Consider the following 21,756-nt stretch of genomic DNA (forward strand, 5'->3'; position numbering starts at 1 on the left):
CATGCGCGGTCGATCGAAGGAACTCGCCACCCGTGGGCGGCGGACCCGTTGTCTGGCAACAGCAGTCACGGTTGCCGCCGTCCTCGGGGTCGGCCCGGTGGGTACCGCACAGGCCGGTGCGCCCTCGTGCGCCGACGGCTGGCACGCCGAGGTGCTGGCGGCCGATCTCGGCGGCTTGGAGAATCTCGAGTACGACGGACGCGGCGGCTTCTACCTCAGTGGCATCGTTCGCGGCGAGCTCCTGCACATCGACGCCGACGGGCACGTCTCCACCGTCCGCACCGGTCTGGACAACCCCGCCGGGCTACGGCTGATCGGCGAGGACCTCTATTTCGTCACCGGTGACGGCACCACACCGAACGGCGGCGGCACCCTGAGCCGACTCCACCTCGGCACCGGCGAAGTCACCGTCCTGCTTCCGAATCTGGTGCAGCCCAACGGATTGCTCCTGCTCCCCGACGGCGACCTGCTCATCTCCCAGCTCTCCGTCCCCTGGCCCCCGGTCGGCATCAGCCGCTACCGCCCGGCCACCGGCGAATTCACCCTCGCCTGGTCCCCCGTGCCCCGCCCCAACGGCCTCGCACTCACACCCGACCACCGGGCAGTGATCACCGAGGACGTGCTGACCTCCCAACTCCTGCGAGTCCCCCTCGATGCGCCCGACCGCCCCACCCCTCTCGCCACCGTGAACGACGGCCTGCTGCCCGCACTCGACGACCTCGATGTCACCGCCGCCGGGCTCGCCTTCGTCACCGGCGACTATTCCGGCAGTGTCTACCAGGTCGACCCGGCCACGGGCACCTGGTGCACCCTCGCCACCGGCTGGACCACCCCGCGAGGGCCCCTTCCCACCCCTCCGCCCATCGGCCCCACCTCGGCCCGCCTCGCCCCCGACCCCACCACCGGAGCCTGGTCCCTCTACGTCACCAGCATCGACGGCACCCTCCGTCGCCTCCGCCCGCCTGCCGCGCTGGACCTCACGCCTTCCTTCGTTCGCTGAAACCCTCCGCCGATGGCCGGTCGGCGGGTCGCTCGGCCCGGAAACGGAACATGGCACGGCCGGTTTCGACGTCGATGCCCGTGAAGCCTGCCGATGCCAGTCGGTCGGCGAGGGTGTCCGGCGGGACCGGCACACACGTGTCACCCAGGTGCTGGAGCCGAAACAGGCGATTGTCGAGGCCGTCCGAGCCCGCGAAGACTCCGCCCGGTCGCAACACCCGCAGCGCTTCGGCGAACAGGTCGTCCTGCTGAGCCGGCGACGGCACGTGGTGCAGCATCGTGAAGCAGACGACCGAGTCGAACTCCTTGTCCGGCAACGGCATCGCTGTCGCGTCGCCGTCCACCACCCGCAGACTTCCGGCGAATCGGGTGCGGAGCCGCGCGGCCAGTATCGGGTCGATCTCGAGGCCGGCGAGGGCGACCGTCCGGTCCCGCAGGGGCGCCACATTCGCGCCGAAACCCGGGCCGATCTCCAATGCCGACGGGCCGAGTTCCACCTCGCGCGTCACCCACGGCACGATCTGTGTCGCCGTCACCCACTCCCACGCCGCGGTCCGACACATCAGCCTGTGCCAATAATTCATCGCCATGGCTACGACGCTAGGAGCCCTGGGCCGTGGCCGATAGTCACTACACTGACAGACCATGTCGCAGAACAGACAACAGCTTGTTCTGGCCGCGGACACCGGTCCGACGGCGATGGTGTTCGGCGCCGGAGTGCTCCCGGCCGGGTACTGGTTCGATGAGCACCGCCATCCCCAGCACCAGATTGCCTGGGCGGGAAGAGGAGTCATCGGAATCGAGATCGGCGCCAACCAGTGGGTGCTACCGCCGACCAGGGCCTTGTGGATCCCCGGCGGGATCGCCCATCGCACCGGGACGACGGCCGGCGCCGATCTGCGCGGCATCTTCGTCGAACCCGACCGGTGCCCCGCCGCCCTGTTCGCCGGGCCCACCCTGCTGAGCGTCTCCGCGCTGCTGCGAGAACTCTTCGACCACATGACGTCGCGACAGTTGTCCGACGATGAACGAGTACGCGCCGAGGCGATGGTCTTCGACCTTCTCGAGCCGGTCGACGTCATCCCGATCGGCGCACCACTGCCGACCGACCCACGAGCTCGGGTGGTTGCCCAGGCCCTGCTCGACAACCCGGCCGACGACCGCACCCTCGCAGCATGGGGTCCGCACGCCGCGGCCAGCGCCCGCACCCTGGCCCGCGCGTTCCGCGCCGAGACCGGCATGACCTTCGCGCAGTGGCGGACCCAGATCCGTTTGGCCGCGTCGCTGACGCCCCTGGCCGACGGTGTACCGGTGACCCGCATCGCCGCCCGGGTCGGCTACCGCAGTGCCAGTGCTTACGTCGCCGCGTTCCGACGAGCGGTCGGCACCTCGCCGGGCCGGTACTTCGCCCGTTGACCCCTCGCCGGACAGGGCACCCGGAGCGATCGGAGTTTCGCGCATCGTGCGTCGAGCAGTAGCGCGATGGGCGATCTTCTTGGTGGACTGGCGAATTCGGCTATCGGGAGGTCAGCGTGCGATCGGCGCCGCAGTGGGCACGGCAGGACGGGTTCGGGATTCGGGTCGATTGGGGGCGGACCGGAGCGGCGGTACTGGGCCCCGGGGTCCGGTGCCTGGTGGTGATCGATGTGCTGTCGTTCACCACATCGGTATCGGTCGCCACCGCGGCGGGCACCGCGGTGTTCCCGTATCGGTGGCGGGACGAGTCGGCGCGGGTCTTCGCCCAGGAGAACGCCGCCGAACTGGCCGTCGGACGGCGGGAGGCCGGTCCGTGGTCGTTGTCGCCCGCGGCGATCCGGCGGGCACCGTTCACCCCCCGACTGGTGTTGCCCTCACCCAACGGCTCCACCATCGCCGCCGCTGTCGAGGGGACGCCGGTCGTCGCGGCGTGCCTGCGCAATGTCAGCGCGGTTGCCGACTGGCTCGTCTCCCAGCACTGGGGCACTGCCGATCACCCGATCGCGATCATCGCCTCGGGCGAGCACTGGCCGGGCACCGATACCGTGCGACCGGCGCTCGAGGACTGGCTCGGCGCCGGTGCGCTCGCCGCCGCGCTGATCGATCGCGGCCTCACCACCCCCTCCCCCGAAGCACACACGGCGGCGAACGCGTTCGAGGCGACAGCAGACGTCGGCGCCTCGATCACCGACTGCGCGTCCGGCCGCGAACTCGCCGCGATCGGCTTCGCCGACGATGTAGCCATCGCGATCGAACGGGATGCCGACTCCACGGTGCCGGTGCTCACCGACAATGCCTTCGTCGACAGCCGACGCGGATAGCAGCGACGCAGTCGCTAGGGAACGACAGGTCAGTCCTGGGAGGTGAGAATCCGCGGGCCGTCGGCGGTGACGGCGATGGTGTGCTCGCTGTGCGCACAGCGAGAGCCGTCGGCGGAGCGGATGGTCCATCCGTCGGCGTCGGTGTAGACCTTCGCGGTGCTCGCCGCGAACCACGGCTCGATTGCGACGGTGAGACCGGGTCGCAGCCGGAACCCACGGCCCGCCCTGCCATCGTTGGCGATATGCGGATCCTCGTGCATGGTCCGCCCGAGTCCGTGCCCACCGAACTCGGTGTTGACCGGATATCCGTACCCGCGTGCGACCTGCGCGATCGCGGCGGAGATGTCACCGATCCGGTTGTCCGGCTGCGCGGCCGCGATCCCGGCGGCCAGAGCTTCCTCGGTGGCCCGCACCAGGCGCTCGTCCGCGGGCGCCGGGGCTCCGACGATGAACGAGATCGCCGAGTCGGCGACCCACCCGTCGATCGACACGGCCAGGTCAGCCGTCAACAGGTCGCCTTCGCGCAGCACGTAGTCGTGCGGAAGTCCGTGCAGCACAGCATCGTTCACCGCCAGGCACACCGTATTGCGGAACGGTCCGCGCCCGAACGACGGCGAGTAGTCCCAGTAGCACGACACCGCGCCGCGCTCGCGAATCCGTTCCCGCACATACGCTTCCAGCTCGAGCAGGTTCACCCCGACCGCCGCGCGGTCGCGCACCCCGGCCAGCACGTCGGCGACGAACCGGCCGGTCACCCGCATGCGCTCGATCTCCGCGGGCGATTTCAACTCCACCATCACGCCTCCATTGGTATTTTCATACCGACACTAGCGGCGGCGGTATAAAAATACCAATCTCAGCGGTTCAGGTTGCCCATGTCCACGGGAATCTGCGCGCCGGTGATCTGGCTCGCCTCGTACGAGCACAACCACGCCACGGTCGCCGCGATCTCCTCGGGCTGGCAGATGTGGCTGGGCAGCGCGTTCATGAAGATGGGCGCGAGGGTGGCGCCGTATTCCTCGAACAATGGCCCCATCTCGTTGATCTGCATGCCGGTCGCCACCCCCGCCGGGTGGATGGTGTTCACCCGGATCCGATGTGCGCCGAGCTCGTTCGCCATCGTCTTGGCCAGCCCCGTGATCGCGTGTTTGGTCGCGACGTAGTGACCGGTGAACGGAATGCCCTTGATGCCCGCCACCGAACTGGTGAACACCATCGCGCCGCCCTCGCCCTGCGCGATCAGGTGTGGCACAGCGGCTTTCGCGGTGTGAAAGACGCCCGTGAGGTTGACGTCGATGGTCTCGCGCCACTGCTCGGCGGTGATCTCCCACGACATCGCCGCCGAACAGATCCCCGCGTTGGCCACCACCACATCGAGCCTGCCCAACTGTTCGATGCCCGCCGTCAGCGCCGCCGAGAGCGCGTCGAAATCGCGCACATCGACCTTGCTCGCGACGATCTTGCCGCCTGCCGCTTCGACCAGCTTCACGGTCTCGGCCAGATCCGCCTCCGTCGCGCCCGGGTAGCTGGTGCTGGCGAACTCCGCGCACGCGTCGATCGCGATCACGTCGGCGCCTTCCTCGGCGAAACGCACCGCCTCCGCCCTGCCCTGCCCGCGCGCCGCTCCCGTGACGAAAGCGACCTTGCCCTCGAACCGTCGTGTCATTCCCATGCCTTTCGAACCTCGATGTCCTCCCTTGACACCTACCACCGCCACCGCCCCGGGCGAGGCGAAACGGAGATCCCTACTCGACTTGGCCAACCTGTTCGCGAGGACATACCATCGAGCGCATGGTCCGTCTCCCGCTCAGCCCCGCGCAGGTCGAAGCGGGCCGTCGTCTCGGCCGCCGCCTTCGCACCGCCCGCGGCGACCGCGACCTCGCCGAGGTGGCCCTGCGAGCCGGTATCTCCCCGGAGACGCTGCGCAAGATCGAGTCGGGCCGGCTGCCCTCTCCGGCCTTCGGCACTGTCGTCGGCCTCGCCGAGGCCCTCGCGATCCCCCTGGCCGAACTGGCCGAGTCCTACCGCGACGAGCAGGTCGCCGAGTCCGCCTGACCGTCTACCGGCGGTTCATCGACTCCTCGTTGTCGTATCCCAGCATCACATCGTGGGTGATCTCGCCGCGCGTCACCGAGACCTGGCTCGCGACGGGTGGGTATCCGCGCGCGACCACGGTGTACTGCCCTTCGGGCAGGTCGGGGACCAGATACCGGCCCTTCTCGTCGGTGCGTGCCGTCGCCGCCGGATCGCCGCCCGAGTCCAGCACGGTGATCTGAATGTCGGGGACGGGGCGCTCGCCGTCCACCCAGGCCGAGCCGAGCAGAATCGCCATCGGTTCGAGGTCGATATCGCGCTGCAGCGAACCCGTCTCCGGCACGGTCAGCGCGACCGCCGAGGGACGCATGTGGTCGGCCACCGCGACCAGCGTGTAGGTGCCGCTCACGACGTCGCGGCACACGTAGGTACCGTCTTCGCCGGTGATCGCCGCGCCCACCACTTCGCCCTCGGGGTCGGTGAGCGTGACCGTGGCGCCCCAGAGCGGTTCGCCGCGCCGCGCCGACCGCACGATCCCGGTGAGTTCACCCGCGCCGGTCAGCATCAGGTCGACGTGCTGGGCGCGCTCGCCGATCGACACGCTCACCGCCTCGGGCTGATGACCGGCCGCGGCGGCGATGAGCACATAGTTGCCCGGTCGCGGCGCCTCGATCACGTACGCGCCGTCGACGTCGCCGTTGCCACGGGCCACCTGGCGCCCGTGCTGGTCGATCAGGGTGAGGGTGGCGGCGGGCACCGGACGCGCGTCGTCGCGGCGCAACAGTCCCGCGATCACCCGACCGCTCGAGACGGGGTGCAGTTTCCCGGCCATCTCGTGCGCGTCGTGCAGGCTCACATCACGCAGCAGGGTGGCATCGTCGTGTTCTTCCGGCACCGGATCCTCTTGCAGCGGAATCTCTTTCATGAACACCAGCACCAGGCAGGCCACCACCGCGAGGTCGGCGGCGAGCAGGAACACACTGTGCATCGAGTCGGTGAATCCCTCGAGGATCGGGATCCGCACCTCGTCGGGCAGTGTGGCGATGCCGCTGGTATCGCTCAGCAACCCCTCGAGCTGCGCCCCGTCGAAACCGGCGGGCAGGCTGCCACCGAAGGCTTCCAGGATCGAACCGGGCAGCCGGTCGAACAGCACCGTCAGGAACACCGCGACGCCGAGCGTCCCGCCGAGCTGACGGAAGAACGTGGCCGCCGCGGTAGACACGCCCATCGCGGAGCGCCCGACCGCGTTCTGCGCGGCGATGATCAGCGTCTGCATGCAGCAGCCGAGCCCGAAACCCATGATCGCGCTGAAGGCGAGCGGCTGCCACAGCGGACCGTTGTAGGTGACCCGCGCGAACAGCGCGCACCCGATCGCCAGGATCAGCGCGCCGAGCACCGGCAGCACTTTGTAGCGCCCGGTGGCTTTGGTGATCAGCCCGGATATCTGCGCGCCCACCATGATTCCGAGCACCAGCGGCAACATCAGCAGACCCGCCTCTGTCGGCGAGAAACCACGCACGACCTGGAGATACTGCGGCACCATCGTGATCGCGCCGAACATCGCGACACCGACGAGGAACCCACCGAGAATCGCGATGCTGAACGTGGAACTGCGGAACAGCCGCAGCGGGATCAGCGCCGAGTCCTTCATCAGGAATTCGACCAGGACGAACAGCAGCAGACCGGCCGCGCAGATGCCGTAGCAGAGTAGCGATTTCGGCGCGGTCCAGCCCCACACCCGACCCTGCTCGGCCACGATCAGCAGCGGCACCACACCCACGATGAGCGTGATCGCGCCGAACCAGTCGATCCGGCTCTGTTGGCGCGTGTGCCCCACGTTGAGCACCTTCGCGACCACGAGGAACGCCAGCACCCCGACCGGCACGTTCACCAGGAACACCCAGCGCCAGCCCTCGATGCCGCCGAGGCTCTCGTAGTCGGAGAGGAATCCGCCGACCACCGGGCCCAGCACCGTGGCGATGCCGAACACCATGAGGAAATACCCCTGGTAGCGGACCCGTTCGCGCGGGGGCACGATGTCACCGACGATGGTGAACGCCAGCGACATCAACCCGCCCGCGCCCAAACCCTGGAAGGCGCGGCACCCGGCCAGCTGGTACATGGTGGTCGCGAAGCAGCAGGCCGCCGAGCCGATCACGAACAGGGCTATCGCCAGCAGATAGAACGGTTTGCGCCCGTAGATATCGGCGAGTTTGCCGTAGAGCGGCGTGGTGACGGTGGCGGTGATCAGGTACGCCGTTGTCGCCCATGCCTGTTCATCGAACCCGTCGAGACTGTTCGCGATGCGGACGATCGCGACGCTGACGATGTTCTGATCGAGCGCGGCGAGGAACACCCCCAATAGCAGGCCCGACAGAATGGTGAGTGTCTGGCGGTGCGTGAGGCGTGATTCGGCAACGACGGTATCGGTCATGGAAGAAGCCCTGGTTCTGATCGGCTGGCAAGTGGGGGTCGATCATTCGGCCCACACGAGGGCCGACAACCCCGCTGCGAGGAAAACATTGCGCCGCGGGTGGAACTCTTCATGCACTGGTGCGCCGAGCTTACCCACGTCTGATTTCCCGCCGTCACCGAGGGATCAAGTTATCGATCATTTCACCGAGAAATGAGAGCCCGCGGCGCGGGAACCGTCAGTTCGGCGGCCGCGAATTCAGCTGGGCGAGTTCGGCCAAAGCGCACAGGGTCTCCGAGCACCCCGCGTCGATGCGAAGGGTGGCCAGTTCGTCGCCGCGGGTGCGCCCGCGATTCACGATCACTACTGGCACACCGTTTTTCGCGGCTCTGCGCACGAAGCGCAGGCCCGACATCACGGTCAGCGAGGAACCGGCCACCAGTATCGCCCGCGCCTGTTCGACCATGGCGAAAGCGGCTTCCACCCGATCGGGCGGAACGTTCTCGCCGAAATACACGATGTCGGGTTTCAGCATTCCGCCGCACACCGCGCAGTCGACCATCCGGAATCGGTCGGTATCGGTCACCACGGCATCGGCGTCGGGCGCCACTTCGATTCCGGTCGGCCCCGCCGAAACATTCTCCGCGAAACCGGGATTGGCGGCTTCGAGCTGTTGTGCGAGCGTCATTCGCGAGATCAGATTCGCACAATTCAGGCACCGCACGCGCGCGTAGGTTCCGTGCAGATCGATCACCCGCCGCGCCCCCGCCTTCGTGTGGAGCAGGTCCACGTTCTGGGTGATCACCCCCGACACCGCACCCGCCCGCTCCAGCCGCGCGAGGGCGCGATGACCGGGGTTGGGCCGAGCGGCGTCCATCCGCCGCCAGCCGATGTGGTTGCGTGCCCAATACCGTTGCCGGAAGGCCGGGTCACCGACGAACTGCTGATAGGTCATCGGCGTGCGCGGCGGCGAGTCGGGGCCGCGGTAGTCGGGGATACCGCTGTCGGTGCTCAGGCCCGCGCCGGAGATCACCACGATGCGGCGCCCGCTCAGCAGCTCGGCCGCGCGTTCCACCGCGTCGGTGGTGTCGTGGTCCACCATGGGATCCACTCTACGAGCGGGGCGGCACCGTCTCGCGCGGGGGACGAACACGCCGGGCCGAGTTGCGTGCGGTGGGCGCGCGGCGACATGATTGTTCCTCCGCCCGGCATCGACCGCTGCAGAGGAAAACCTATGTCCGACACCGATGAGTACGACCGCACCGCGCTCAATGCCGCGGTCGACGGGACCATCGTCACCGTCCGCCGGATGTTCTATGTCCTGGGTGACGAGGTCGACCGCACCGAGGGTCCGATCGAATTCACCTTCCACAACGGTTCGACTCTGCTCTTCGACGCCGGTACCGACGGTGCGGAACTACGCATCGGTGGAGCACCCTGGCGGGACCCGTTCGAGCCGCTGGTCGACCCGGTCAATATCGAATACGTCGCCAACTCCGGCAAGTACACCGCCTTCGACGTCACCGACGAGGCGCCCTACCACGAGCTCGCCGGCCGTCGCGTCGACGCGGTGTCGGTGGTGCCACTGGCCGACGGCCGCCCCCGCGCGGCGACCCTGTACCTGGGCACGGGCATGGTGAAGGCCGAATCGATCGCCGACGAACTCATCGTGACCCTGATCTCCGCGTGAGCCGCCCGCCGGCGCTGTCGCCGGCTCCCGGCCGCGCCGACCGGCGCGACGGCGTTCACCGGACTTGTGGCTGCCTGACCGCCGCCGCCGCGAACGACTCCGACAGCTCGTCGATGACGTCGCCGCGGATCTGCCTGCGCTCGTTGGCGAGCGCGGTGGTCGTGCAGATGCCGAACGCGCCCTGCTCGTCGTAGAGCACCGCGGCACCCGCCGCGATCCCGTCGTCGCTGAGGTGGCTCTCCGCCTCGATCCCCATCTCGCCGCCGACAGGCATGCGCGAGAACGTGATCGACACATCGGTGTTGATGAAACCGATTCCCTCGGTGCCCCAGTTGGTGACCAGGCTGGTCTGCTCGCCGGTCATCGCGGCATAGCAGAACGGCGACGACTGCTCGCCCGCTACCACGGGAATATTGCGCACCCACTTGCGCTTGCGGGTGTCGTTCTGATGTTCGGTCATATTCGCCGACCAGCCCTGCCCGTCACTGCCGAACAGGTGCATCACCTCGTCGATGGTGGCGAGCACGTTCGGCGGCGGCACCGGGCGATCGCGGTCGTGGCGCCAGACCTCGCCCGGCGGCTGGGTCGAACGCTTCAGCAGCAGCGCACTGCCGCGGGCGACGATCTCGCCGTCGGCGCGCGCGACGATCGTCGCCGAACGGACCCGGTTCCCGTCGCGCACCAGTTCGCTGGCGACCGTCAACGGCACGGCGGGCACCGCACGGTGCAGATCGATGGTCAGTCGCGCCGGGGAGAACCCGTCGGAGCAGTAGCGCGCCTCCACTTCGCGCGCCATCAACCCGCACACCGGGGGCCCGGACAGCGTGCTGGGCGACCACAGGCTCAGCGAGTACCGCATCGGCGTGTAGACGCCGTCCGCGTGCGTGAAATAGCCAGGGGAGGTACTCATGGTGCCCCTTTCCTCCGCGGGCGCCGGGCGGGATCGCGGCGGCGCACCATGCCTCAGACTAGAACGTGTTGCAGTTTTGCGGCAAGTCGGGTCACTCCAGCTCACCCTCGGTTTCCAGGTAGACCTGGCGCAGCTTGTCCAGCGTTTCCTGTTCGGGGTGCTCCCACAGCTTGCGCTCGGCCGCTTCCAGGAGCCGTTCGGCGATGCCGTGCAGGGCCCACGGGTTGGACTGCTCCATGAACTTGCGGTTCACATCGTCGAATACGTAACTCTCGGAAAGCTTTTCGTACATCCAGTCGGCGACCACATTGGTGGTGGCGTCGTAGCCGAACAGGTAGTCGACGGTGGCGGCCATCTCGAAGGCGCCCTTGTAGCCGTGGCGGCGCATCGCCTCGAGCCAGCGCGGGTTCACCACGCGGGCGCGGAAGACGCGGGCGGTCTCCTCCGAGAGGGTGCGGGTGCGCACGGCGTCGGGGCGGGTGGAGTCGCCGATGTAGGCCTCGGGGTTCTTGCCGGTCAGCGCGCGGACGGTGGCGACCATGCCGCCGTGGTACTGGAAGTAGTCGTCGGAGTCGGCGATGTCGTGTTCGCGGGTGTCGGTGTTCTTGGCGGCGACCGCGATGCGCTTGTAGGCGGTGCGCATGTCGTCGGCGGCGGGGGCGCCGTCGAGGTCGCGGCCGTAGGCGTAGCCACCCCAGGTGGTGTAGACCTGCGCGAGGTCGTCGTCGGTGCGCCAGCTCTTGGAATCGATGAGCTGCAGCAGGCCCGCGCCGTAGGTGCCGGGCTTGGACCCGAAGATGCGGGTGGTGGCGCGACGGGTGTCGCCGTGTTCGGCCAGATCCGACTGGGCGTGTGCGCGAACATAATTCGACTCGGCCGGCTCGTCGAGATCGGCGACGAGGCGGACCGCGTCGTCGAGCAGGGCCAGCACGTGCGGGAACGCGTCGCGGAAGAAGCCGGAGATGCGGACGGTGACGTCGATGCGCGGGCGGGCGAGTTCGTCGAGCGAGATCACCTCGAGGGACGTGACCCGGCGGCTCGCCTCGTCCCACACCGGCCGAACACCGAGCAGGGCGAAGACCTCGGCGATGTCGTCGCCGGAGGTGCGCATCGCCGAGGTGCCCCACACCGACAGACCGACCGACTTGGGGTACTCGCCGTGGTCGGCCAGATACCGGGCGAGCAGCGATTCGGCCATCGCCTGACCGGTCTCCCAGGCCAGCCGCGAGGGCACGGCCTTGGGGTCCACGGAGTAGAAGTTGCGGCCGGTGGGCAGCACATTGATCAGACCGCGCAACGGCGACCCACTGGGGCCCGCGGGGATGAAACCGCCGTTGAGGGCGTGCAGGACGCGCGCGATCTCGATGCGGGTTTCGCGCAGGCGCGGCACGACTTCGGTGGCCGCGAACCGCAGGACGGTCGTCACCGCGTCGAGGCGGGCGGCGTCGTCGGCACCCCCGGCGAGAATCGCGGTGGCGAAGTCCTGCACCAGGGTCTCGACCGCGTCGGCCGACCAGTCCGTCGCCTGCAGCGCGCCGAGGAGGTCGCGGGCGCGGGCTTCCACCACGTCGACGCGTTCACGGGATTCGTCCCCGGCTTCGCTCAGGCCCAAGGCTTCGCGCAGGCCGGGCACGTTCTGTTCCCCGCCCCACAGCTGGCGCGCACGCAGCATGGCCAGCACCAGGTCGAGTTCCATGTCGCCCTCGGGGGCCTGGCCGAGGATGTGCAGACCGTCGCGGATCTGGACGTCCTTGATCTCGCACAGCCAGCCGTCGACGTGCAGGAGCATGTCGTCGAAGACGTCTTCCTCGGGACGTTCGGCGAGGCCGAGGTCGTGGTCCATCTTGGCCGCGCGCATCAGGGTCCAGATCTGCTGGCGGATGGCGGGCAGTTTGGCCGGGTCGAGGGCGGAGATGTTGGCGTGCTCGTCGAGCAGCTGTTCCAGCCGGGAGATGTCGCCGTAGGTCTCGGCGCGCGCCATCGGCGGGATCAGGTGATCGACAAGGGTGGCGTGGGCGCGGCGCTTGGCCTGGGTGCCCTCGCCGGGGTCGTTGACCAGGAAGGGGTAGATCAGCGGCAGATCGCCCAGCGCCGCGTCGGTGCCACAGGAGGCGGACATGCCGAGGGTCTTGCCGGGCAGCCACTCCAGGTTGCCGTGCTTGCCCAGGTGCACCATCGCGTCGGCGCCGAAACCGTCGGGCGCGGACAACCAGCGGTAGGCGGCGAGATAGTGGTGGCTGGGCGGCAGGTCGGGGTCGTGGTAGATGGCCACGGGGTTCTCACCGAACCCGCGAGGCGGCTGCACCATCAACACCACATTGCCGAAACGCAGTGCGGCGATGACGATCTCACCCTTGGGGTCGGCCGACCGGTCGACGTAGAGTTCGCCCGGCGGCGGCCCCCACGCCTCGACCACGGCCTCGCGCAGGTCCTCGGGCAGGGACTCGAACCAGCGGGTGTAGGTGGCGGCGCCGATGCGAATCGGATTGCCTTCCAGCTGTTCCGCGCTCAGCCACTCCGGATCCTGGCCGCCCGCGGCGATGAGCGCGTGGATCAGCGCGTCGCCGTCGCGTTGCACCAGGCCGGGGATCTCGTCGATATCGCCGAGATCGTAACCGGCGGCGCGCAATTCGGTGAGCAGGCGGATCGCGCTCGCGGGGGTGTCGAGGCCGACGGCGTTGCCGATGCGGGCATGCTTGGTGGGATAGGCCGAGAGCATGATCACGATCCGCTTGTCGGCGGCGGGGATGTGGCGCAGACGGGCGTGGCGCACGGCGATCCCCGCCACGCGCGCGCAGCGTTCGGGATCGGGGACATAGGCAGACAGTCCGTCGGCGTCGAATTCCTTGAAGGAGAACGGCACGGTGATGATGCGCCCGTCGAATTCGGGCACCGCGACCTGCGTGGCCACATCGAGCGGCGACAGGCCGTCGTCGTTGGCCTCCCATTGCGCGCGGCCGCTGGTCAGGCACAGGCCCTGCAGGATCGGCACGTCGAGGGCGGCGAGCGCGGCCACGTCCCAGGCTTCGTCGTCACCGCCGGCCGAGGCGGTCGCGGGCTTGCTGCCGCCCGCCGCGAGAACGGTCACCACCAGGGCGTCGGCACGGCCGAGCAGGGTGAGCAGTTCGGGTTCGGCGGTGCGCAGCGAGGCCGCGTACACCGGCAGCGGACGGGCGCCTTTGGACTCGATCGCCTTGCACAGCGCCTCGATGTAGGCGGTGTTGCCCGCGAGGTGCTGGGCGCGGTAGTAGACGACGGCCACGGTCGGGGCGTGCGGTTCGAGGATCCGCGGGGACCGGTCGAGTTCGCCCCAGGTGGGCAGTTGTGCGGGAGGTTCGAAGCCGTGGCCGGTCAGCAACACCGTGTCGGACAGGAAGTTGTGCAGCTGGAGCAGGTTCTCGGCCCCGCCCGCGGCGAGGTAGTTGTGCGCGTCGGCCGCGACGCCGACCGGCACCGTCGAGCATTCCATCAGCTCGGCGTCGGGCGCGATCTCCCCGCCCAGCGCCACCATCGGCACCCCGCTCGCCCGAATCGCCTCGAGGCCCTCTTCCCAGGCGCGCTTGCCGCCGAGGATTCGCACGATCACCAGGTCCGCGCCGTCGAGCAGTTCCGGCAGATCCTCGACCAGCAGCCGGGCGGGATTGCCCCAGCGGTACTCGGCGCCGCTCGCGCGGGCACTCAGCAGGTCGGTGTCGGAGGTGGACAGCAGCAGGATCACAGGGTGAGACCTTCCTCGGGTTACGCGCCCATCGGGGTTGCGGTGCTCGCCGGAGAGGGTCTGGCTGTTCACAGTGGCGCGACCGCACCGGATTTCCACCGGTTTCCTCGACGCCCGCCGAGCAAGACGATGCTACTGGGCCCGCCCCACCCACAACTTTCCAGGCCGCCCCCTGACGCTGGACGGTTGATCAGCAGGCGGTGGCGCGAGCACCGTCCGAGAGCGTTGCCGACGTGTTCGGCGGTCACGCCCAGCGACGTCGCGGAGGCCGGTGTCAGTGCGTGGGTCGGCGGGTGGTGTCCTCGGCGGCGATCGCCTCCGCTACCCCCGTGCAGGCGCTGCGGATCAGGGCGCCGTAGTCGTCGTCCGGGAGCACGTCGAGGCGTTCGCGGGCTGCTTCGAGGTGGCGGGCGGCGGCGGGGAACGCGCCGAGGCGGCGGAAGTTGTCGGCGAGGTTCAGGTGCAGGGAGGGGTAGAAGCCGGCGACCTGGAGGCCCGCGTGGTGGTCGTTGAGGCGGGTGTCGGTGAGGGCGTCGGCGGCGTCGAGAGCGCGGACGTCCCAGACGAGGGCTTCGGCCGGGTCGTCGTAGGCGTCGGCCAGGTAGTGGGCGAGGGTGCAGCGGTGCAGCGGGTCACCGGCGGGGCCGATGTCGGCCCAGACCGCGAGCAGGGTGGCGCGGGCACGATCGGGGTCGCCGGTGCGGAAGTCACTGACGCCCTGGCTGATTCGGGTCATGATCGGGTCGGTGGTGGTCATCGGGAGATCTCCTCGGTGGGTTCGGGTTTGCGCGGCATGGCCAATGTCGACAGGTCTCCGTCGTCGGCGGAGCGAATGAGAACCGGCTGGTCGGGGGCGATGAGGTCGAGCATCACGTCGGGTCCGACGGCGGTGGCGACGGCCGGGTAGAGGGTGGTGACGGCGAAATGGATCGTCATGGCGGGGCCGGTGGCTCTCGCGTGCGGGATGTGCCACACCCGTTCCGTTGCCGCGGCAGAGCCCGAACTCGTGTGGGCGACAAAGTCGCCCGTCGTGGCCGTGTCTGTCGGTGCGGCAGGCTCCGTCCACGAGTTCGCGGTCGTCACGGAGACGGCGCCCGTGGAGGTCGTGTGCAGGACCACGGCGGGAGAGTCGAGGTGTTCCATGGCGTCGAGCAGCGCCGCGCGAGTGAGCACGACGCGGGTTCGCACCGGGGCTAGCGCGGCCAGCATCGCTCGGTAGTCGGGGAAGTCGTGGGTCGATCGGCGGCAGCAGCGCCGGGTGTCGTCCGACTGGGCGGCGTGGTGTGTCATCAGCTCGCCGGCTCCTTCGGTGCGGTCTCGGTCGACGGAATCCGCGGTGGCCATGCGGAATTCGACATGGTCGCGATGGGGGCGGATTGCGACGGCGTGGCGGCGACGCAACCAGGACGCGGCCGCACGGAGGTCGTCGGCATGTACCGTCGCGTCCCAGACCGCCGGACCGAACCGGGTGGGGCGGACGGTGCGGGTGGCCAGGCGGTAGCGGTCCGTCGCGGTGAGGATCAACTGCTGGCCGTCGGTCTCGAACAGAATCGTGTCGAGGACCGCCAGATCCGGATCCGCGACCGTAGCTGTCGCTACCTGATCGATCGCCGCGGCCAGCACCGGTCCGCTCACCCACACGTCGTCGCGCGTCCAGGTCGAACCTTTCTCGGGACCTTGCGCGGTGCCGAGCGGCGATCGAGCACCGCCTCGATCATCGGTCGGCACCGAGACCTGGTCGCGATGCCCGCCCCCGCCTCCGGACGCTGATCCATGGATGGCCAGGAGGGCGCCGAGGGCCGCCGCGGCGGCGGTGCGGACCTCGCTCTGGTGGCGGTCCAGGTCGGCGAGGTGCTCGTCGAGGAGGACGAGCGCGCGGGCGGGGTCGGGTTCGGCGAGCAGGGCGGTCACGGCGGGCAGCGGCATGTCGATAGCGCGCAGGTGACGCAGCAGGCGGGCGGGAGCGGACTGCTCGGGGGCGTAGTAGCGGTAGCCGGTGACCTCGTCGACGACGACGGGGGCGAGAACGCCCGCGTCGGCGTAGAAGCGCAGGGCGCTGGTGCTCAGGCCGCAGGCGCGGGCGAAGGCTCCGATGGTGATCAGGTCGGTGTCGGGCACCGATTCATGATCGGGGTTCGAGTGAGTCGAAGGTCAAGTCGTCGATCAGTCGGTGCCCGCGGCGACCATTTCCGGGGAGCCGGTGCCGAGATGGCGGTACACGTTCGCGATCACCAGTTGACCGAGTGCGTTGTTGCCGGCGCCACCGATCACCGCACCGATACCCGCGGGGATGAGGGTGCCGAACAGCAGCAAGGTGCGTTTGACCAGGTAGTTGACGATGAAGCGTTTGGCCGGGGAATCGGGCATGCTCGCCAGCACGGGAATGTGGTCGGTGACCACCGAGAGCCACTGACCCTTCTTGTGGCCCGCGGTCTCGTCGAGCACCTTCGTGCCCGCCTCGCCGAGCACGACCTTCGACACCAGGTACTTCTGCCGCGAGTCGTCGGGATCGAGGCCGTACGCCGCGGCGGCGCCAACCGACAACACCGACGACGCCTCGAGGAACACGGCGGTGTCCACCCCGGTCGCCGCCAGACCTAGCACGGTGCCGACGCCGGGCACCGCGGCGGTGAGCCCCACGGCGACGCCGCTTGCCGTGACGACCAACAGGTACTGACGCGACAGCCGCTGCACGATCTCCACCGGCGCTTCCTCCGGGTGGCGGCTGCCCAACCATCCGACATACCGATGGACTACGGGCGCCTGTGCCTGCGCGGCTCGGTCGAGTGCGGGAACGACTCGCTTGTCCACGAATTCACGCAGCATGTGGCGGCTCTCCTGTCAGTGCTCGGCTGGCGAAGGATCCGCCACTCACCCTAGGCGAATACCCCCGAACCGCCCCGTCACGCGAGTCGGCCTCGTCACATCGACCGCGCCCGGCCACGGCCGGTCGACAGCGACGCTCGGCGGCGGGAACGGGGTTCGACCACGGTTGAGGTTCGGGGCGCAGTCGGCGCGTCGTAGGCTGGAACATCATGACCAGGAGTGCGCCCGATTCTTGTCCAGGGGTTCTGCGGTTGCATCAGGCCGCCGACGGGCCACTGGCGCGAATTCGCGTGCCGGGCGGACGGTTGGAATCGGCGCAGTTGCAGGCGCTCGCCGATGCGGCACGCGATCTCGGCAACGGGAACCTGGAGCTGACCTCGCGGGGAAATGTTCAGCTGCGCCAGGTCCGTGACGCCTCCGAACTCGCGCTGCGCTTGGGTGCGGCGGGACTGCTGCCCAGCGAGACCCATGAACGGGTGCGCAATATCGTGGCCTCGCCGCTGTCCGGACGGGTCGGCGGATTCGCCGACGTCCACGGGCTCGCGGTCGACCTCGACACGGGATTGCGTGGCGACCCACTGCTGGCGGAGCTGCCGGGGCGAGTGCTGTTCACCCTCGACGACGGACGCGGCGATGTGAGCACGCTGCACGGCGACATCGGCATCCACGCGGTGGGTGAAAACGAGTTCGCCCTGCTGCTGGCGGGCGCCGACACCGGACTTCGGATCACCGCGGGCGAGGCGGTCGAGGTGATGCTCGACGCGGCGCGCGGCTTCCTCGATCTGCGGGGAACCACCGATGCGGGACAGTGGCGACTGCACGAGATTCCCGGCGGGGTCGAATCGGTGGTCGAGACGCTGAACCGCTCCCCCGTCGGCGAACCTCTCGAACTCGGTGCGACACACGATATTCCGATCGGCTGGCTCGACCAGGAGAACGGCCTCGTCACGCTCGGCGCCGGGATACCGCTCGGCACCTTGTCGGCCAGGACCACCGAATTCCTGGCCGCCGTCGAACGGCCCGTCTTCGTCACCCCGTGGCGCAGCCTGGTGATCACCGATCTCGACGAGGGACCTGCCGAAACCGTGGTGCGGGTGCTCGCGCCGATGGGGCTGATCTTCGACGCGAATTCCCCGTGGCTGCGGGTCAGCGCCTGCGCCGGACGCCCCGGCTGCGCGAAATCACGCACCGACGTCCGCGCCGACCTGGCCGCCGCCATCGAATCCGATCGCGTCCTGCCCGCCGCCGAGGCTTCCGAGCCTCGGCCGCTCGTGCGGAACGAACTCGTCGCGGCCGAGGCCGTCACCGTGGCGGGTCGCCAGCACTGGTCCGGATGCGACCGCTGCTGCGGTCGCCCGCGCGGACCCGTGACCGATGTCGTGGCCACCGACCACGGCTATCGCATCGAGGTCGACGACGCGGCGACCGCTCCCTGAGTCGTCGCCGCGGCCGCACGAAACTCGATCGACGATCCCGAAACCTTCTCGTACCCTTGCCTTCTCAGTAAGAGGGGGTTCCCATGTCCACACTGCAAGTGACGGCCGAGCGGCTCGTCGTCGTCGCACATCCGAACGCTGATCGGCTCGAGCTGGCCCAGGTCGGGTTGTACCGGGCCGTGGTCGCCAAGGGTCAGTTCTCGACCGGGGATCACGCGGTCTACATTCCGGAACAGTCGGTGCTGCCCGAGGAGCTGATCGCCGAGCTCGGCTTGACCGGGAAACTCGCGGGCTCGCTGCGCAATCGAGTGAAGGCGGTGCGGTTGCGTGGCGAGGTATCGCAGGGCATCGTGTGCACGCCGACCGCGCTGGGCGGGGTGGATCTCGCGACGGCCGCGCGCGAGCGGACCGACTTCGCCGAGTCGCTCGGCATCGTGAAATGGGTTCCACCGGTACCGGTCTCGATGTCGGGCCAGGTCGAGTCGGCGCCGGATCTGCTGCGGTGGGTCGATGTCGAGAACATCAAACGCTTCCCCGACATCTTCACCGCCGGGGAGCCGGTGGTGGCGACGGAGAAGATCCACGGCACCGCCTGCCTGCTCACCCACGTCCGCGACGGTGACCGAATCCTGGTGTCGTCCAAGGGTGTCGGCGGTCGGTCGCTGTCGCTGACCGAGGCCGACGGCAACCTGTACTGGCGCGCGGTCCGCGCGCACAAGCTCGACGAGGCCGCTCGCAAGCTCGCCGCCGCGCTCGACGCCGACCGGATCGGTCTGTTCGGCGAGGTGTACGGCGCGGGTGTGCAGGACCTGCACTACGGCGCGTCCGCCGCGCACGACGAGTCGCTCGGCTACGGGCTGTTCGATATCGCGGTGGACACAGGCGCGGCGCCGGTTCGCTGGCTCGACCATCACGAGATCGGCGCCCTGCTCGACGACCTCGGCCTGACCGTCCCACGGGTGCCGGTCCTCTACGAGGGCGCCTACGACGCCGAGTTGCTGCTGGAATCGGCCGAGGGCGCCGAAACCGTCAGCGGGGCCGGCGCCAATATCCGCGAGGGTCTGGTGGTGCGGCCCACCGTCGAACGGCAGTCGTCGATTCTCGGTGGCCGGGCGATCGGCAAGATCGTCTCCGCCGCGTACCTGCTGCGCGACGGCGGCACCGAGTACGAGTGAGCCCACCGCGCTACGCGTGCGTATTCACCTCCCACGATCGAATTCGCCACCGATTCTGTGGAAAGTGCACGCGTAGCGCGGCATTCAGCGGTCCTCTGTAGCGCGCGGTGAGCGCAGGGTCTCGGACACCACCGCCGCCACGAGGGTGCACAGCACCCCGAGCACCAGCCACACGCCGCCGATGTGCGGCGCCGACCAGCCCAGCGCGAGCGCGACCACCAGACACGGCACCGGCCATCGCCACAACCACCGAGCCCCGGCGCTGGGCCATCCACCGAGTCCGCACACCAGGAAGAACGCGGCGGTGCCGCCGCCGAGCACCCAGCCGAGGCCGGCGGACAGATGCCCTGACGGGTGGGCCGCGACCAGACCCAACCCCGCCGCGACGGTCGCGATCGCCCCGCTGATCGCACAGTGGACGGCCATCACCCGTTGATAGGGCAGACCGACCGCACCTGGTAGCTCCCCCATCAGGCGCGGCACGAACCCGTAGCGCAGGGTCAACGCCCACATCGCGATCAGGCACAGGAATGCCGCTGCCCCGATGACGCACACCGCGAGGGTCCACTCCTCCACCGACACCGCCGCGATCACCGAGATCACGCCCTCGCCGAGCACGATGATCAGGTACTGGCCGAGCCGTTCGCCCAGATGCGGCGCATCGGCATGCAGCGCTTGGAGTTTCGGCGGCGTCGCCTCGTGGGACCGTCGACCCGGCCCGCCGCGCGGTGGCCTACCACGGCCGCTGCGCAACCGGGCACGCACCCGCCGCTCGGCGTCGACCATCAACCGTTCCGAGTCGATGGCGAACATGATCCACAGATCGATCGCCAGCCCCGCCGCCCACAGGACGAACTTCCACGGCGCGGGCACCCACAGCGACACCAGCCACGGCAGGAGCCCCGCACCGATCTGCGCGATCGGCCAGTCCACCACGATCTGGCCACGCCGCCACGCCGTCGACGACGCCACCCGCACCAGCACATAGAGCGCGGCGAAGACATTCATGTGCTCGTCGGGCGCACCGCCGACGGCGGCCATCATCACGCACAGCCCGAACATGCACCCGAACACCATGGTGGTGCGCGCCTGCTCGCCCGCCACATTGCTGTACACGGTGACACAGGCCCACACCACCCAGAAGGCCAGGTACAGCACCACATACAGACCGAATTCACCCAGTGACGGTCCGCGGTGCAGCAGGTGGGTGAGCTGACCGATGCCCGCCACGGCGACGAGGTCGAAGAACAGCTCGGTCCAGCTCGCGCGCCGCTCCTCGGTGCCGGGTTCGGGAGGTGCCATCGGCCCAGTATGTGGGCGGTGGCGGCGCCCGCTCGGCTAACCGACGGTCGTGTCGCGGCGGGTGTGCAGCTCGAGCACGCAGCACTTCACGCCGCCGCCGCCCTTGCGCAGTTCGGACATGTCGACCGGGACCGGAACGAACCCACGCGCGCGCAGCTGCGCGATGAGCCCGGTGGCGCCGGGGTCGAGGAAGACGTGTTCACCGTCGCTGAGCCCGTTCAAACCGAAGCACAGCGCGTCGTTCTCGTCGGCGAGGATCGCGGCCGGGTAGAGCGTGGTCAGCACGTCGCGAGCGGCGGGACTGAACGCGGCCGGGTAGTAGGCGATGGTGGTGTCGTCGAGCACCATCAGCGCGGTATCGAGGTGATAGAAGCGCGGGTCGACCAGTTCGAGCGACACCACCGGCACCTCGAAATACCGCTCCACCTCCGCGTGCGCGGACAACGAACAGCGGAACCCGACGCCGGCCAGAATCCGCTGCCCGGCGAACGCGAAGTCGCCCTCTCCCTCATTGGTCTCGGCCGCGGCGGCCAGTGCGCGCAGTTCGCGGGCGGCGAACCACTGATGGAAGGCCGGGCCCTCGGCGGCGCGTTCGGGGTGGGCGAATCGCGCCGAGAGCGCGTGTCCGCCGATCACGATGCCGCTGTTGGCGGCGAAGACCATATCCGGCAAGCCGGGTTCGCCGGGCACGGTTTCCACCGTGTGCCCGTGCGCTTCCAGCTTCGCGCGCAGGATCTCCCACTGGGCGAGCGCGCGGGCCCGGTCGACCGGGGCGGCCGGGTCCATCCACGGGTTGATCGCGTACGTGACCTCGAAATGGTCGGGGCGGCACAGCACGTAGCGGCGCGGCGAGGCGGTCCGCGCCGGTGCTGATACACGAAGGGGGCTAGCGGCGGTCATCAGGACTCCTGGTGGCTGCGCGGATGGTTTCTCCGACCGTAATCGCCGTTGCATTG

At 69.3% G+C, this 21,756-nt stretch carries 19 protein-coding genes; 7 read left to right on the plus strand and 12 right to left on the minus strand.

Going from position 1 to position 21,756, the window contains the following annotated elements:
- Window position 1 precedes the first annotated feature (1 nt).
- Window positions 2-1,000, plus strand: a complete 999-nt coding sequence (locus tag QX204_RS18375) for an SMP-30/gluconolactonase/LRE family protein (protein ID WP_301900955.1) — start codon at window positions 2-4, stop codon at window positions 998-1,000.
- Here QX204_RS18375 and QX204_RS18380 read toward each other — a convergent pair.
- Window positions 978-1,589, minus strand: a complete 612-nt coding sequence (locus tag QX204_RS18380; RefSeq protein WP_301900956.1) for a class I SAM-dependent methyltransferase — start codon at window positions 1,587-1,589, stop codon at window positions 978-980. The two genes, QX204_RS18375 and QX204_RS18380, sit on opposite strands and share 23 nt — an antisense overlap.
- Window positions 1,590-1,644: 55 nt before the next feature.
- Between QX204_RS18380 and QX204_RS18385 the strand changes: the two genes are divergently transcribed.
- Together QX204_RS18385 and QX204_RS18390 are read left to right on the plus strand one after the other, a co-directional pair.
- Window positions 1,645-2,415: an AraC family transcriptional regulator gene (locus tag QX204_RS18385; protein ID WP_301900957.1), complete on the plus strand. Its 771-nt coding sequence runs from the start codon at window positions 1,645-1,647 to the stop codon at window positions 2,413-2,415.
- Window positions 2,416-2,531: 116 nt separating this feature from the next.
- Complete coding sequence (locus tag QX204_RS18390) at window positions 2,532-3,296, plus strand: 2-phosphosulfolactate phosphatase (RefSeq protein ID WP_301900958.1); 765 nt, start codon at window positions 2,532-2,534, stop codon at window positions 3,294-3,296.
- A gap of 29 nt (window positions 3,297-3,325) precedes the next feature.
- Here the strand turns inward: QX204_RS18390 and map are convergent, their stop codons facing one another.
- Together map and QX204_RS18400 are read right to left on the minus strand one after the other, a co-directional pair.
- Window positions 3,326-4,093: a type I methionyl aminopeptidase gene (gene map / locus QX204_RS18395; RefSeq protein ID WP_301900959.1), complete on the minus strand. Its 768-nt coding sequence runs from the start codon at window positions 4,091-4,093 to the stop codon at window positions 3,326-3,328.
- 59 nt (window positions 4,094-4,152) lie between these two features.
- Entirely contained in the window at window positions 4,153-4,962 is an 810-nt protein-coding gene (locus tag QX204_RS18400) for a mycofactocin-coupled SDR family oxidoreductase (protein ID WP_301908034.1), read from the minus strand.
- 125 nt (window positions 4,963-5,087) lie between these two features.
- On the opposite strand from QX204_RS18400, the gene QX204_RS18405 reads away from it, so the two are divergent.
- On the plus strand, window positions 5,088-5,351 hold the full coding sequence (locus tag QX204_RS18405; protein ID WP_301900960.1) for a helix-turn-helix domain-containing protein: 264 nt from the start codon (window positions 5,088-5,090) through the stop codon (window positions 5,349-5,351).
- A 4-nt stretch (window positions 5,352-5,355) separates the two neighbouring features.
- Here QX204_RS18405 and QX204_RS18410 read toward each other — a convergent pair whose 3' ends face one another.
- Window positions 5,356-7,764 (minus strand): MFS transporter, encoded by a 2,409-nt coding sequence (locus tag QX204_RS18410; RefSeq protein WP_301900961.1) that lies wholly within the window; start codon window positions 7,762-7,764, stop codon window positions 5,356-5,358.
- 217 nt (window positions 7,765-7,981) lie between these two features.
- Window positions 7,982-8,845 carry an NAD-dependent protein deacetylase gene (locus tag QX204_RS18415; protein WP_301900962.1) on the minus strand — a complete coding sequence of 288 codons (864 nt, stop codon included), beginning with the start codon at window positions 8,843-8,845 and terminating at the stop codon, window positions 7,982-7,984.
- A 132-nt stretch (window positions 8,846-8,977) separates the two neighbouring features.
- Here QX204_RS18415 and QX204_RS18420 point away from each other — a divergent pair, with 132 nt between their 5' ends.
- Entirely contained in the window at window positions 8,978-9,433 is a 456-nt protein-coding gene (locus QX204_RS18420) for a hypothetical protein (RefSeq protein ID WP_301900963.1), read from the plus strand.
- Between the two features lie 55 nt (window positions 9,434-9,488).
- Here QX204_RS18420 and QX204_RS18425 read toward each other — a convergent pair whose 3' ends face one another.
- The 5 genes from QX204_RS18425 to QX204_RS18445 form a co-directional block, all read right to left on the minus strand.
- Window positions 9,489-10,343 carry an acyl-CoA thioesterase domain-containing protein gene (locus QX204_RS18425; RefSeq protein WP_301900964.1) on the minus strand — a complete coding sequence of 285 codons (855 nt, stop codon included), beginning with the start codon at window positions 10,341-10,343 and terminating at the stop codon, window positions 9,489-9,491.
- 91 nt (window positions 10,344-10,434) lie between these two features.
- Window positions 10,435-14,061 carry a cobaltochelatase subunit CobN gene (gene cobN, locus QX204_RS18430; protein ID WP_301900965.1) on the minus strand — a complete coding sequence of 1,209 codons (3,627 nt, stop codon included), beginning with the start codon at window positions 14,059-14,061 and terminating at the stop codon, window positions 10,435-10,437.
- Between the two features lie 274 nt (window positions 14,062-14,335).
- Window positions 14,336-14,818, minus strand: coding sequence for a hypothetical protein (locus tag QX204_RS18435; RefSeq protein WP_301900966.1), 483 nt, complete (start codon window positions 14,816-14,818; stop codon window positions 14,336-14,338).
- Window positions 14,815-16,179 carry a DNA polymerase III subunit beta family protein gene (locus tag QX204_RS18440; RefSeq protein ID WP_301900967.1) on the minus strand — a complete coding sequence of 455 codons (1,365 nt, stop codon included), beginning with the start codon at window positions 16,177-16,179 and terminating at the stop codon, window positions 14,815-14,817. Before QX204_RS18440 ends, QX204_RS18435 begins: the two co-directional genes overlap by 4 nt.
- Before the next feature lie 45 nt (window positions 16,180-16,224).
- Window positions 16,225-16,887: a hypothetical protein gene (locus QX204_RS18445; RefSeq protein ID WP_301900968.1), complete on the minus strand. Its 663-nt coding sequence runs from the start codon at window positions 16,885-16,887 to the stop codon at window positions 16,225-16,227.
- Window positions 16,888-17,096: 209 nt separating this feature from the next.
- Here QX204_RS18445 and cobG point away from each other — a divergent pair, with 209 nt between their 5' ends.
- Window positions 17,097-18,323 carry a precorrin-3B synthase gene (gene cobG, locus QX204_RS18450; RefSeq protein ID WP_301900969.1) on the plus strand — a complete coding sequence of 409 codons (1,227 nt, stop codon included), beginning with the start codon at window positions 17,097-17,099 and terminating at the stop codon, window positions 18,321-18,323.
- A gap of 83 nt (window positions 18,324-18,406) precedes the next feature.
- The gene (locus QX204_RS18455) at window positions 18,407-19,498 is read left to right on the plus strand and encodes an RNA ligase (ATP) (RefSeq protein WP_301900970.1); all 1,092 of its coding nucleotides are present in this window, start codon (window positions 18,407-18,409) and stop codon (window positions 19,496-19,498) included.
- 84 nt (window positions 19,499-19,582) lie between these two features.
- Here QX204_RS18455 and QX204_RS18460 read toward each other — a convergent pair whose 3' ends face one another.
- Both QX204_RS18460 and ddaH read right to left on the minus strand, forming a co-directional pair.
- Complete coding sequence (locus tag QX204_RS18460; protein ID WP_301900971.1) at window positions 19,583-20,800, minus strand: low temperature requirement protein A; 1,218 nt, start codon at window positions 20,798-20,800, stop codon at window positions 19,583-19,585.
- Between the two features lie 36 nt (window positions 20,801-20,836).
- Window positions 20,837-21,700, minus strand: coding sequence for a dimethylargininase (gene ddaH, locus QX204_RS18465; RefSeq protein WP_301900972.1), 864 nt, complete (start codon window positions 21,698-21,700; stop codon window positions 20,837-20,839).
- Window positions 21,701-21,756: the final 56 nt, after the last annotated feature.

Origin of the sequence: Nocardia sp. PE-7, assembly GCF_030486425.1 — a bacterium.
In the GTDB taxonomy this organism is placed as follows: Bacteria; Actinomycetota; Actinomycetes; order Mycobacteriales; family Mycobacteriaceae; genus Nocardia; species Nocardia salmonicida_A.

Excerpts from the sequence above, each read along its gene's own strand:
- QX204_RS18410 (WP_301900961.1), bottom strand. The coding sequence starts at position 7,764 with ATGACCGATACCGTCGTTGCCGAATCACGCCTCACGCACCGCCAGACA.
- QX204_RS18455 (WP_301900970.1), top strand. The coding sequence starts at position 18,407 with ATGTCCACACTGCAAGTGACGGCCGAGCGGCTCGTCGTCGTCGCACAT.
- QX204_RS18445 (WP_301900968.1), bottom strand. The coding sequence starts at position 16,887 with ATGCTGCGTGAATTCGTGGACAAGCGAGTCGTTCCCGCACTCGACCGA.
- QX204_RS18415 (WP_301900962.1), bottom strand. The coding sequence starts at position 8,845 with ATGGTGGACCACGACACCACCGACGCGGTGGAACGCGCGGCCGAGCTG.
- QX204_RS18405 (WP_301900960.1), top strand. The coding sequence starts at position 5,088 with ATGGTCCGTCTCCCGCTCAGCCCCGCGCAGGTCGAAGCGGGCCGTCGT.
- QX204_RS18460 (WP_301900971.1), bottom strand. The coding sequence starts at position 20,800 with ATGGCACCTCCCGAACCCGGCACCGAGGAGCGGCGCGCGAGCTGGACC.
- map (WP_301900959.1), bottom strand. The coding sequence starts at position 4,093 with ATGGTGGAGTTGAAATCGCCCGCGGAGATCGAGCGCATGCGGGTGACC.
- QX204_RS18400 (WP_301908034.1), bottom strand. The coding sequence starts at position 4,962 with ATGACACGACGGTTCGAGGGCAAGGTCGCTTTCGTCACGGGAGCGGCG.
- QX204_RS18435 (WP_301900966.1), bottom strand. The coding sequence starts at position 14,818 with ATGACCACCACCGACCCGATCATGACCCGAATCAGCCAGGGCGTCAGT.
- QX204_RS18420 (WP_301900963.1), top strand. The coding sequence starts at position 8,978 with ATGTCCGACACCGATGAGTACGACCGCACCGCGCTCAATGCCGCGGTC.
- QX204_RS18375 (WP_301900955.1), top strand. The coding sequence starts at position 2 with ATGCGCGGTCGATCGAAGGAACTCGCCACCCGTGGGCGGCGGACCCGT.
- QX204_RS18380 (WP_301900956.1), bottom strand. The coding sequence starts at position 1,589 with ATGGCGATGAATTATTGGCACAGGCTGATGTGTCGGACCGCGGCGTGG.
- cobG (WP_301900969.1), top strand. The coding sequence starts at position 17,097 with ATGACCAGGAGTGCGCCCGATTCTTGTCCAGGGGTTCTGCGGTTGCAT.
- QX204_RS18385 (WP_301900957.1), top strand. The coding sequence starts at position 1,645 with ATGTCGCAGAACAGACAACAGCTTGTTCTGGCCGCGGACACCGGTCCG.
- ddaH (WP_301900972.1), bottom strand. The coding sequence starts at position 21,700 with ATGACCGCCGCTAGCCCCCTTCGTGTATCAGCACCGGCGCGGACCGCC.
- QX204_RS18425 (WP_301900964.1), bottom strand. The coding sequence starts at position 10,343 with ATGAGTACCTCCCCTGGCTATTTCACGCACGCGGACGGCGTCTACACG.